We start from the raw sequence: 12153 nt of genomic DNA, 5'->3' as shown, positions 1-12153 counted from the left end.
GTTGATCGAGAGAGTACTCTGTATTATAGAGTTCTCTATTGATTGATGAGTTGAGGGAGATTGAGCCATGGCGATCCGGCTGCTGCGCGGCGTTTTGAGCGGACTTAAATGGGCCCTGTGTGCAGTCGGCGCCGTGGCGCTGATCCTGGCCGCGATGATCGCGACGCCGCTGGAGCGGCCGCCCGAGATGCAGTCGGTCTCCGACTCCGCCAAGGGGGTCGACTGGTCGACGCTGCCTCCGCTGGAGCGCTTCCAGGCCCGCGACGGCACCTGGATCGGCTATCGCCACTACGCAGCCAATAGTCCCGCGACCGGCCGGGGCGCGATCTTCATCCATGGCTCCTCCGGCTCGAGCGGCACCGTCAACCACGCGCTGACCCATGCGATCGCCGCGCGCGGGGTTGAGACCTGGGCGCTCGACATCCGCGGCCATGGCGGCTCCGGCACGCGCGGCGACATCGGCTATGTCGGCCAGCTCGAGGACGACCTCGTCGATTTCGTCGCTCAAATCCGCAAGAGCGCGCCGGATCTGCCGCTCACCCTGATCGGCCATTCCGCCGGCGCCGGCTTCTCGCTGCGCGTCGCGGCGACCCCGATCATGCAGGACATGTTCGTGCGCACCGTGCTGCTCGCGCCCTATCTCGGCTATGACGCGCCGACCAACAAGCCGAAAGCCGGCGGCTGGGCCAACGCCGACCTGCCGCGCCTCTTCGCTCTCGCCGCGCTGCGCAAGCTCGGCATCGACTGCTGTTCGCAGCTTCCGGTGCTCGCCCTGGCCGTGCCGCCGACCTCGGCGAAATACCTCGTCTCCACCTATTCCGATCGCCTGATGCGCAATTTCGCGACGCGCGGCTATCGCATCGATCTGCCGGCGACGACACGTCCGATCACGATCTTCGGCGGCACTGATGACGAGATGATGATCTCGGACAAATATGCCGAGGCCGTGCAGGCGGTGAAGCCGCAGGTCGACGTCAAGATCATCGACGGCATCAACCACATGGGCATCGTCACGAGCCCGAAGGCGGTCTCGGTCATCGCCGACGACGTCGCAACGCGCGGGAGCGGGCAGTCATGATGCGCCCCGTTGACGGCGGGCCATCGCAGATGGGAGCGGTTTCCCCGCGGCCATCCTTCGAGACGCCCGCCTGCGGCGGGCCCTCAGGATGAGGGCGGAGTTTGCGGCAGCCGCTTCAACGGGGCTTGGTGCAGCTGAGCCTCATCCTGAGGAGACCGCTGGAAGCGGTCGTCTCGAAGGACGAGGCGCTTGCTCAGCTGTCACCGAGCTCGCGGCCATCCTTCGAGACGCCCGCCCGCGGCGGGCCCTCAGGATGAGGGCGGAGTTTGCGGCAGCCGCTTCAACGGGGCCTGATGCAGCTGAGCCTCATCCAAAGGCAAACCTGCCACCGAGCCTCATCCTGAGGAGACCGCGCAGCGGTCGTCTCGAAGGGCGAGGCGCTTGCTCAGCTGTCACCGAGCTCGCGGCCATCCTTCGAGACGGCCGCCTGCGGCGGGCCCTCAGGATGAGGGCGGAGTTTGCGGCAGCCGCTTCAACGGGGCCTGGTGCAGCTGAGCCTCATCCAAAGGCAAGCCTGCAACTGAGCCTCATCCTGAGGAGACCGCGAAGCGGTCGTCTCGAAGGACGAGGCGCGCGCTCAGGTGTCACCGAGCGTCATACGATATAGCCGAGGGACAGAAAGGGACGACATGATCGACAGCAAGGAAGCCTCCGCAGCGCTGGCCGATATCGACGACATCGTCCAGCGCGTGAAGCGTTCGCAGCTCTATGAGCTCGCGAGCCTCGCAGCGGTCTGGTGGGGCGTGCTGGTGTTCGCAGCCAACCTCGTGACCTGGCTTTGGCCGATCTACGCGGTCTATGCCTGGGTTGCGGCGGACGTTCTGGGCGTCGGCGGCCTGGTTGCACTTCGCGTGTTCAGTCCGTCGGATCACCCCTTCGGCACCGGCGTTGCCATCAGGCTGTTCCTGATCTTCGCCCTGTTCTTTGCGTTCGGCTATTTCGTGACCAGCGTGGTCGGTCATTTCGGTCCGCGCCAGTTGGGAACGTTCTGGCCGATCTATTTCATGCTGTTCTACACACTCGCCGGCCTCTGGTTCGGCACCGCCTTCATTGCGATCGGTCTCGGCATCACCGCGCTGACGCTGTTCGGCTTCTTCTATATCGGCGAGGCATTCCCGCTCTGGATGGCCTTCGTCAACGGCGGCGGCCTGATCCTCGGCGGCCTCTGGATGCGGCGGATCTAGCGAATGGCCGAACTCGACGACATCATCCATCAGCCGTTGCGGCTCAAGATCATGGCGGCGCTCAACGCGTTGCCGGTGTCGGCCGGTCTGGAATTCGCGCGGCTGAAGAAACTCACCGGCGCCACCGACGGCAATCTCGGCGCGCATATCGAGACGCTGGCGAAGGCGGGCTATGTGTCGGTGGAGAAGGCCTTCGTTGGCAAGAAGCCGCAGACCACGGTAACCGCCACGGCTGCCGGCCGCGGCGCCTTTGCGCGGCATGTGGCGACGTTGCAGGAGATCATTGCGGGGAAGCAGATGTAGCCTGTGCCGTTGCGCCGGGACACACTTCTATACTCTCCCCCTGTGGGAGAGAGTATAGCGGAACGACCAGACTGAGCCGGTTCTGACCGTAGCTGGCAGATGTAGCCTGTGCCGTTGCGCCGGGACACACTTCTATACTCTCCCCCTGTGGGAGAGAGTATAGCGGAACGACCAGACTGAGCCGGTTCTGACCGTAGCTGAATGAGGCCGTTTCCTTTTGACCAACAAAAGAAACCCCTCAACGGCTCGATGTTACCCCCTCGCTTTCAAGCGATTGCTTGGACTTTCGTAACGCGCGAGCATGACGCCAAGTCATTCGCGTCGTGTAAATCGCTCCGCTTGCGAGGCTGATAGTTCTATCTGCTGCCAACCTGTCTACAACGACGGCGGGGTCACTCAGATCACCGCTTGCTTCTTCGTCAACGTAAAAGGAGCGTTGCTTGATGACGTCAAACTCGCCTTTCGCTAGATCGATCACGAACGCATGGTGTTTGCTTCTCCGAATCTTTCCCGCTAGCTTCTTCTCAAAAGTGCTTTTGGTTATTGACCCGATAATATCAATAGTCGCAGGTCTAACGCCTTCTCGCTTTTTTGACAAAATGATCCTGAAGCCTGCAGCGCGAGCCAGGTCTCGGAGCTCGTCAAAACCCATGCCATCGATCAGCGCTTCCGCGGCCGCTCTCTGCTTGCTCTTATGCGCATATAGATGCTTGCGCCCTTGAATGGAATTATTGTGAATCTCGGAGCTCCAGAACAGCAGATCTTCATCCAAGGTTCGAAACTTACCTACCTCCTCCAAGCTGAGAACGGCTAATGCCGTTGCAGATGGGTATCGCCGCGCTTTACGAAGAATGCGCGCATCTTCGAGCAGTCGAACCGCATTCCTTAAAACAGCGCTATGAGCACTACGCTCAACCGCGACTATGGGTGCTCGAATACGTTTTTTCCCAGCTGGTTTTTTCATAATGCTGCCTTCGTGCCTATTCCATGCAATATGCGATCTTGTGCCAATCTCTCAAGTCGGCCAAGTGTCTCCGGGATTACGGTGACAGTGCACTAAACGGAGTCAACTGATGCTTTGGCTTTGGAATTTAGTGCACTGTCACCGTAATTTCCGACGAGGTGCCGCGCCTGATGTTCGTAAGGTCGTGATCGCTGTTTATCTCGGCTTCGACGACCACGAAGCGCACTCTCGACGGCCCAGTGTTTCCGCCGCCACCCCTGCTATTTGATCCTTTTGCCACGGTCCGTCCTCTCCCAGTTGTATTTAGCGATGTAGCACGCCGTAGCAGAAAATGGGTTCCCGTTCTGGATTTGTCCACCCTGATCCCACAGAAACGTTGGGAGCGTTGCCCACCGCTCTGCGTTTGGCGAGGCCCGGTTGGTCCCGGGCCCGCGGCTTCGCCACGCCCCGGAATGACGGGGAGGGTGGGGCCTTTCCCCTTGAGACCCCTCCCGATTCGTGCGACCTCCGCCCCCAGCAAAACCCCTCATTCGAGCCCTCGATGCACATTCTCCTGCTCGGTTCCGGCGGCCGCGAACATGCCCTGGCGTGGAAGATCGCAGCCTCTCCCCTGGTGACCAAATTCTGGTGCGCGCCCGGCAATGCCGGCATCGCGCGGGAGGCGGAATGCGTGGCGCTCGACGTTGCCGACCATGCCGCGGTGATCGACTTCTGCAAAAAGAACGCGGTCGAGCTGGTGGTGGTCGGGCCGGAGACGCCGCTGGCGGCCGGCATCGTCGACGACCTCGCGGCTGCCGGCATCAAGGCGTTCGGGCCGAGCAAGATCCCCGCCCAGCTCGAAAGCTCCAAGGGTTTTACCAAGGCGCTGTGCACCGAATTCGGCATTCCGACCGGCGCCTATGAGCGATTCACCAACGCCAAGGACGCCAGCGATTACGTCCACAGCCAGGGCGCGCCGATCGTCGTGAAGGCCGACGGACTGGCCGCCGGCAAGGGTGTGGTGGTTGCCAAGACGGTGCGCGAGGCTGACGACGCCATCGCCATGATGTTCGAGGGCGTCTTTGGCGAGGCCGGCGCCGAGGTCGTGATCGAGGAGTTTCTGCCGGGCCGCGAGATCAGCTTCTTCGCGCTATGCGACGGCGAGACCGCGATTCCGCTGGCCTCCGCGCAGGACCACAAGCGCGTGTTCGACCACGACGTCGGCCCGAACACCGGCGGCATGGGCGCCTATTCGCCGACGCCGCTGGTGACGCCCGCGATCCATGACGCGATCATGGCAAAAATCATCCTGCCGACGGTATCAGGCATGAAGCAGCGCGGCACCCCGTTCCGCGGCATCCTCTATGCCGGCATCATGCTGACGACGCAGGGCCCGAAACTGTTCGAGTTCAACGTCCGCTTCGGCGATCCCGAGTGCCAGGTGCTGATGCTGCGCATGATGTCGGACATCGTGCCGGCCTTCCTCGCCGCCTGCGACGGGCAGCTGAAGAATTTCGATCTGCGCTGGCATCCGGAATCCGCGCTCACCGTGGTGATGGCGGCGAAGGGCTATCCCGGCGACTACCAGAAGGGCACGCGCATCGAGGGGCTCGATGACGCGGCGAAGGTGGAGACCGCCGAGATCTTCCACGCCGGCACGGTTGCGAAGGACGGCGCCATCCTCGCCAATGGCGGCCGCGTGCTCAATGTCTGCGCGTTAGGTGCGACCGTGACGGAGGCGCAGAGCCGCGCCTATCAGGCCGTCGACCGGATCCGCTGGCCGGAAGGCTTCTGCCGCCGCGACATCGGCTGGCAGGCGGTGGAAGCCGAGAAGGCCAAGACCTGACACGCTTTTTCCGGCCTGACGCGCAGGACCGGCCGCGCCCGTCGGCACTCCAAAAAAACATAGACGGATCTTGAACTTAGCTACTGTGCATGGGGTTGTTTTCGACGTTTTGTCGGGGCGGCCTCGGGACTGACAAGGATGCAAAAAGATGTCCGATCTCGCCGACCTCTATCCGGGCTTTGACGCCGAATGGATCGACACCTCGTTCGGCCGTATCTTCGCCCGCGTCGGCGGCAACGGGCCGCCGCTGCTGCTGCTGCACGGCTTCTCCGAGACCAACGTGATGTGGCACCGCGTCGCGCCTGAGCTCGCCGACCATTTCACGCTGATCATCGCCGACCTGCCGGGCTATGGCTGGTCGGACATGCCCGAGACCGACGCGCTGCATATCCCCTACAGCAAGCGCGCGATGGCGAAGGCGATGGTCGAGATGATGGAGCGCCTCGGCCACGTGCACTTCGCGCTCGCCGGCCACGACCGCGGCGGCCGCGTCTCCTATCGCCTTGCGCTCGACCATCCCGGCCGGCTGTCGAAGCTCGCCGTGCTCGATATCCTGCCGACCTATAATTACTGGGAGCGGATGAACCGCGCCTACGCGCTGAAGATCTACCACTGGACCTTCCTGGCGCAGCCCTATCCGCTGCCGGAGACGCTGGTCGCGAGCAACGGCGAGTTCTTCCTGCGCTTCAAGATGGCGAGCCAGACCAGGTCGAAGACGCTGGATGCTATCGACCCGCGCGCGCTCGAGCACTACATCGCCCCGTTCCGCGATCCCGCCCGCGTGCACGCGATGTGCGAGGACTATCGCGCCGGCGCCTATTTCGACTACGACCTCGACAAGGCCGATTTCGAAGCCGGCAAGAAGATCACCATTCCCATGCTGGCCCTCTGGGGCAACGCCGGCATCGCCCAGGCCGCCGCCACGCCGCTCGACATCTGGCAGCAATGGGCGACCAACGTCGACGGCATGCCGGTGGATTCGGGGCACTTCCTCACCGAGGAGAACCCGGACGTGACCGCGAGGGCGCTGCGCGAGTTCTTCGCAGGCGGCTAGCGGCGCTCGCGAAAGAATTCCTTGAGCAGGCGCGCGGACTCGCTTTCGCCGACCCCGGAATAGACGTCCGGCGCGTGATGGCAGGTCGGGGATGCAAAGAACCGCACGCCGGATTCGACCGCGCCGCCCTTGGGATCGGCGGCGCCGTAATAGAGCCGCCTGACCCTTGCAAAGGAGATGGCGCCCGCACACATGGTGCAGGGCTCCAGCGTCACGTAGAGGTCGCAGTCGACGAGGCGCTCGCTGCCGATCTTTTTCGCGGCCTCGCGCAGCGCGACAATCTCGGCATGAGCGGTCGGATCATAGTCGGTTAACGTCCGGTTCGCCGCGGTGGCGATGACCTCGTAACCCCGGACCACCACGCATCCGATCGGAACTTCGCCCGCCTTTCCGGCATTTTCGGCCGTTTTGAGCGCCAAATCCATGAAAGAGGGGGCTTTCAAGCCTCGTATCATCCGAAGAAACCTGCTAGTAGCTGCGCCTTCAGCAGAAGTGCTTACCGATATCGCCTGAGCATGCGGCTCCGAATGAGCGCGCACAATGCTTTCTGGCCACCCCCTGAGTGAGATTATTCATGCCTCGCGACAGCGACAAAGACAACGATTCCCGCGGCCGGCGAGGCCCTCCCAAGGGACCGCCGAAGGGCCGCAGCGGCAAGGCGCGCGGCCCCGAGAAGAAGTTCGCCAAGCGCGGCTTCGAGGGCAAGAGCGACAGCCGCCCGCCCCGTGGTGACCGCGACAGCCGACCGCCGCGCGCCGATCGTGGCGACCGTCCGTTCCGCCGTCGCGAGGAGGGCGATGCCCCGCGCCGCGATTTCAGCGACCGTCCGCGCTTCAAGCGCGACGACCGTGGTGGCGACGATCGCGGCGAGCGCAGCTTCAAGCCGCGCGGCGACCGTCCGTTCTCGGATCGCTCCTCGCGCGACGGCGAGAAGCGGCCCTTCAAGCCGCGTGGTGATCGCCCGTCCTTTGGCCGTGACGACCGTCCGCCGCGCCGGGATCGCGACGACTCCCGTCCCGCCGGCCGGTCCGGTGAACGGAAGTTTGGCGACAAGAAGCCCTACGCGCCCCGTGGCGACCGCCCGGAACGCAAGTTCGACGGCGAGCGGAAGTTTTCGCGCGGCGGACCGGATCGCGGGCCGCGCGAGGATCGTGGCGAGCGCAGCTTCAAGCCGCGTGGAGACCGCCCGAATTTCGATCGTGGCGATCGCGCGCCGCGCGGCGACCGTCCGGAACGCAAGTTCGACGGCGAGCGCAAGTTTTCGCGTGGCGCACCCGATCGCGGGCCGCGCAAGGATTTCGGCGGCCGCGACCGCAGCGCCGACAAGCCCTGGCAGAAGCGCGACGATCGCGCCTCCGGCGATCGTCCGTTCCGCGAGCGGCCGAAATTCGATCGCGAGGATCGCCCCAAATTCGACCGGCCCCGTCGTGAGGGCGATGGCGACCGTGGTGGGCGTGGCGGCGACCGCCCGACATTCAATCGCCCGCGCGAGCGCTCTGAAGGCCGCTCCGACTGGCACGAGCATCCGCGCAGCGAAGGCCGCTTCGGCGATCGTCCGCGCCGTGAAAACGAGGATGAGAGCCGGATCTTCGAGAAGCGCCCCGCCTTCGGCGGCCGCGGCGCCTATCGCCAGCACGATCGTGATTTCGAGGGGCGGCCGCGCCGCGAAGAGGCACCGAAGCCGAAGAAGGCCGGCGAGCGCATTGCGAAAGCGCTGGCGCGTGCCGGGCTTGCCTCACGCCGCGACGCCGAGGAGATGGTCACACAGGGCCGCGTCAGCGTCAACGGCCGCGTCATCAACTCGCCGGCGCTCGACATCACGTCCAACGACGTCGTCCTGGTAGACGGCAAGCCGTTGCCGGAGCGGGAGCGCACGCGGCTGTTTCTGTATCACAAGCCGCGCGGGCTGATGACCACGCATGACGACCCCGAGGGCCGTCCGACCGTGTTCGACAATCTGCCGGAAGGCCTGCCGCGCCTGATCTCGATCGGCCGGCTCGACTTCAACACCGAAGGCCTGTTGCTGCTCACCAATGACGGCGGGCTCGCGCGCACGCTCGAGCTACCGGACACCGGCTGGCTGCGGCGCTATCGCGTCCGCGCCCATGGCGACGTCACGCAGGCACAGCTCGACGAGCTCAAGAACGGCATCGAGGTCGAGGGCGTCAAATACGGTCCGATCGAGGCGACGCTGGAGCGCGACCAGGGCGCCAATGTCTGGCTGGTGTTCGCGATCCGCGAAGGCAAGAACCGCGAGGTGCGCAACGTCTGCGCCCATCTCGGGCTCGAGGTGAACCGGTTGATCCGCGTCTCCTACGGCCCGTTCCAGCTCGGCGAAGTCCCCGAAGGCCAGGTCGAGGAGATCCGCTCGCGCGTGCTGCGCGATCAGCTCGGCGACAAGGTGATCGAGAAGTCGGGCGCGCAGTTCGACGTGCCAAAGAAATCTTCGTCGGGCGACGACGATGCTCCGAGCGAGAAGAAGCCCGCCAGCAAGCGTGGCGTGATCGCTGACCGCAAGGGACGCCGCGTGCTGGTGCAGCGCACCGGCAGCGAGGAGGCGCGCGAGCGCAACGAGCAAGAGGCCAATGGCTACGGCCCGCCGCGTCGTCCCAAGCGCGGCTATCACGGCAAGCGCGATCTGACGCCGCGGGAGGACTAGCTTGCGCGTCGTCGGCGGTCGCTTGAAGGGGCGCAATCTGGCCTCACCGTCCTCGCGCGACATCCGCCCGACGGCGGACCGCCTGCGCGAGTCGGTGTTCAACATCCTCGTGCACGCCTATGACGACCCGATTGAGGACGCACGCGTGCTCGATCTCTTTGCGGGCACCGGCGCGCTCGGCATCGAGGCAACCTCGCGCGGCGCGAAGTTCACGCTGTTCGTCGACAATGGCGCGGAGGCGCGGGCGCTGTTGCGCAACAATGTCGAGACGCTGGGCCTCGGCGGCGTGACAAAGGTCTATCGCCGCGATGCGACCGATCTCGGCCCGGCACATCCGGTCGAGCCGTTCTCGCTCGTGTTTCTCGATCCACCCTATGGCAACGGCCTTGCCGAGAAGGCACTGGCGTCCTTGCGCGATGGCGGCTGGCTGACGCCCGGCGCGCTGCTGGTGGTGGAAGAGGCGAAGGCGGCGCAGTTCGCAACGCCGGAAGGTTTCGAGGAATTGGAGCGGCGGACATATGACGACACGGAGTTCGTGTTTTTGAAGCGGCCATAGTCTCGCTGCCGTAGGGTGGGCAAAGCGAAGCGTGCCCACCATCTGTCTCGATCATGGAGAGATCGTGGGCACGGCGCGTTGCGCCTTTGCCCACCCTACGGCACCGTCACCGCCGCCCGAACAGCTTCTCCACATCGCTCAGCTTCAGCTCGACATAGGTCGGCCGGCCGTGATTGCACTGGCCGGAGTTCGGGGTCTCCTCCATCTCGCGGAGCAGGGCGTTCATCTCCTCCGGCCGCAAGCGGCGGCCGGCGCGTACCGAGCCGTGGCAGGCCATGGTGGCGGCGACGTGCATCAGGCGGCGCTCCAAGGGCAGCGCCTCGTCCCATTCGGCCATGTGCTCGGAAAGATCGCGCAAAAGCCCGCCCGCATTGGTCTTGCCCAGCAGCGACGGCGTCTCGCGCACGGCGACCGCGCCGGGGCCGAAGGATTCGATCGCCAGCCCGAACGATGCGAGCTCTTCGCTCCGATCGAGCAGGCGCTCCACGGTGGCCTCGTCCATCTCGACGATCTCGGGGATCAAGAGGATCTGCCGCTGCACGCCGTTGGCGGCCAGCGAGGCCTTCAGCCGTTCATAGACGATGCGTTCATGCGCGGCGTGCTGGTCGACGATGATCAGGCCGTCGCGGGTCTGCGAGACGATGTAGGTCTCGTGGATCTGCGTCCGCGCCGCGCCGAGCGGGCGGTCGACGAGATCAGCCACCGGCTGCGTCTCGATCCGCACATCGGCGCTCGGCGCGCCGACGTCGAACGCAGCCTGCGCGCGCTCCGCGAATGCGGGCGCTGCGTAGCCTTCGAATGACGGCATCGGCGCGACCGGGGCGGATGGCGAGGCGCGCCAGTCCCAGCTTGCCGGGCGCGGCGTGAAGGCGGGCCGGAACGACGACAATGCGCTCTCGCCGCTGTTGGCGGCGGTACGGCGGCCCTCACGGGCGAGCGCCTCCTTCAATCCGTGCACGATCAGCGCGCGGACGAGGCCGGCGTTGCGGAAGCGCACCTCGGTCTTGGCCGGATGCACATTGGCATCGACCTCGCGCGGATCGAGCGTGACGAACAGCGCCAGCACCGGATGACGGTCGCGCGGCAGATAGTCGGCATAGGCTCCGCGCACCGCGCCGAGGATCAGCTTGTCGCGCACCGGACGGCCGTTGACGAACAGATACTGCCCGAGCGCGTTGGCTTTGGTCAGCGCGGGCGCTGCGGCATAGCCGGCGACGACGACGCCCTCGCGCTCGGCATGAACCTCGATGGCGTGGCTGCGGAATTCCACCCCCAGGATATCGCCGAGCCGGGTCAGGCGTCCGGCCGCGCCCGGTAAGGCCGCGGTCCAGGTCACCGGCGCGCGCTCCTCGCCCGCAAGCGTGAAGGCGATATCCGGCCGCGCCATGGCGAGGCGCCGCACCACTTCGCGGATCGCCTCGGCCTCGGTGCGGTCGGTCTTCAGAAACTTCAGTCGCGCCGGTGTCGCATAGAAGAGGTCGCCAACCTCGACCCGCGTGCCGTGGGCGAGCGCCGCCGGCATGATCTCGGATTTCTCGCCGCCCTCGACCGACAGCGCCCAGGCATGCGGCTCGCTGGCATGGCGCGTCGTGATCGAGAGCCGCGCGACCGAGCCGATCGAGGGCAGCGCCTCGCCGCGGAACCCGAGGGTGCGGATCTGGAGCAGATCCTCGTCGTCGAGCTTGGAGGTGGCGTGGCGCTCGACCGCGAGCGCAAGGTCTTTCGCGCTCATGCCGCCGCCGTCGTCGGTGATGCCGATCCGCCGCCGCCCGCCGCCGTCGGTGAAGACGTCGATCCGGCTCGCGCCCGCATCGATCGCGTTCTCGACGAGTTCCTTGACCACGCTTGCTGGTCGCTCGACCACCTCGCCGGCGGCGATGCGGTTGACGACCTGTTCTGGCAATTGGCGGACGGGCATGGAATCTGACTTGGACTCGATCTGGATTCGCTGACGGCGCTATTCTAGGCCGTGTTGCGTCAAAAGCATGTGTTGGGCAACAGCCACGTGGCGCCCTGGGGAAGAGGGATGCCTATCACATTGAAGACATTGGGCGTTCGAGCAAATCGCACAACCGGGACAGGCCGATCTCCGGTTGCCATCCTGATTGTGGGGTGCCGGGCGGCGGTGTAGCATCGTGAAAAAATGGCAACAGGACGGGAGGACGCCATGTGCCATCTCTTTGCGCACCAGCCCCAACGCGACTACGAATCCCAGACCCGCTCCTTGCGGATCGGCGGGCACTGCACCTCGATCCGGCTGGAAATGGCGTTCTGGGACACGCTGGAAGAGATCGCGGCCAAGGAGAATATGAGCGTCGGCAAGTTCCTGACCACGCTCTACAACGAGGTGCTCGACCATCACGGCGAGGTCAACAATTTCGCCTCGCTGCTGCGCTGCTCCTGCCTGATTTATCGTTCCCGGAATGCCGCGCCGGTTCAGGACTTCAAGGCGACGGTGGCGCCGATTCTCGACGCGGCTGAATAGCCGTATCCGTTCTCCTCAAAAGCCAAAGCGGCTCTGCCAGGGAAG

At 65.2% G+C, this 12153-nt stretch carries 11 protein-coding genes; 8 read left to right on the top strand and 3 right to left on the bottom strand.

The genetic code is table 11. The features are described from left to right. Positions 1-67: 67 nt before the first annotated feature. From I3J27_RS30890 to I3J27_RS30880, 3 genes are all read left to right on the top strand, one after another. Positions 68-1078, top strand: coding sequence for an alpha/beta hydrolase (locus tag I3J27_RS30890; RefSeq protein ID WP_270162637.1), 1011 nt, complete (start codon positions 68-70; stop codon positions 1076-1078). A 629-nt stretch (positions 1079-1707) separates the two neighbouring features. After that, the gene (locus tag I3J27_RS30885; protein ID WP_270162636.1) at positions 1708-2262 is read left to right on the top strand and encodes a hypothetical protein; all 555 of its coding nucleotides are present in this window, start codon (positions 1708-1710) and stop codon (positions 2260-2262) included. Positions 2263-2265: 3 nt separating this feature from the next. Further along, entirely contained in the window at positions 2266-2565 is a 300-nt protein-coding gene (locus tag I3J27_RS30880; RefSeq protein WP_270162635.1) for a winged helix-turn-helix domain-containing protein, read from the top strand. Positions 2566-2803: 238 nt separating this feature from the next. Here I3J27_RS30880 and I3J27_RS30875 read toward each other — a convergent pair whose 3' ends face one another. After that, entirely contained in the window at positions 2804-3529 is a 726-nt protein-coding gene (locus tag I3J27_RS30875) for an AbiV family abortive infection protein (protein WP_270162634.1), read from the bottom strand. 541 nt (positions 3530-4070) lie between these two features. Here I3J27_RS30875 and purD point away from each other — a divergent pair. Then, entirely contained in the window at positions 4071-5354 is a 1284-nt protein-coding gene (purD, locus tag I3J27_RS30870) for a phosphoribosylamine--glycine ligase (RefSeq protein WP_270162633.1), read from the top strand. A 148-nt stretch (positions 5355-5502) separates the two neighbouring features. Next, positions 5503-6408 carry an alpha/beta fold hydrolase gene (locus I3J27_RS30865; protein ID WP_270162632.1) on the top strand — a complete coding sequence of 302 codons (906 nt, stop codon included), beginning with the start codon at positions 5503-5505 and terminating at the stop codon, positions 6406-6408. On the opposite strand, the gene I3J27_RS30860 is transcribed toward I3J27_RS30865, so the two are convergent. Further along, the gene (locus I3J27_RS30860; RefSeq protein WP_270172921.1) at positions 6405-6863 is read right to left on the bottom strand and encodes a nucleoside deaminase; all 459 of its coding nucleotides are present in this window, start codon (positions 6861-6863) and stop codon (positions 6405-6407) included. The two genes, I3J27_RS30865 and I3J27_RS30860, sit on opposite strands and share 4 nt — an antisense overlap. Before the next feature lie 119 nt (positions 6864-6982). On the opposite strand from I3J27_RS30860, the gene I3J27_RS30855 reads away from it, so the two are divergent. Continuing rightward, positions 6983-9067: a pseudouridine synthase gene (locus I3J27_RS30855; RefSeq protein WP_270162631.1), complete on the top strand. Its 2085-nt coding sequence runs from the start codon at positions 6983-6985 to the stop codon at positions 9065-9067. 1 nt (position 9068) lies between these two features. Continuing rightward, positions 9069-9623, top strand: coding sequence for a 16S rRNA (guanine(966)-N(2))-methyltransferase RsmD (rsmD, locus tag I3J27_RS30850; protein ID WP_270162630.1), 555 nt, complete (start codon positions 9069-9071; stop codon positions 9621-9623). Between the two features lie 106 nt (positions 9624-9729). On the opposite strand, the gene mutL is transcribed toward rsmD, so the two are convergent. Beyond that, positions 9730-11541: a DNA mismatch repair endonuclease MutL gene (gene mutL, locus I3J27_RS30845; RefSeq protein WP_270162629.1), complete on the bottom strand. Its 1812-nt coding sequence runs from the start codon at positions 11539-11541 to the stop codon at positions 9730-9732. 249 nt (positions 11542-11790) lie between these two features. Between mutL and I3J27_RS30840 the strand changes: the two genes are divergently transcribed. After that, positions 11791-12108 carry a ribbon-helix-helix domain-containing protein gene (locus tag I3J27_RS30840; protein ID WP_270162628.1) on the top strand — a complete coding sequence of 106 codons (318 nt, stop codon included), beginning with the start codon at positions 11791-11793 and terminating at the stop codon, positions 12106-12108. Positions 12109-12153 lie beyond the last annotated feature (45 nt).

Source organism: Bradyrhizobium xenonodulans, assembly GCF_027594865.1.
Taxonomy (GTDB): domain Bacteria; phylum Pseudomonadota; class Alphaproteobacteria; order Rhizobiales; family Xanthobacteraceae; genus Bradyrhizobium; species Bradyrhizobium xenonodulans.
This window is presented reverse-complemented; position numbering and strand designations above follow the sequence as displayed.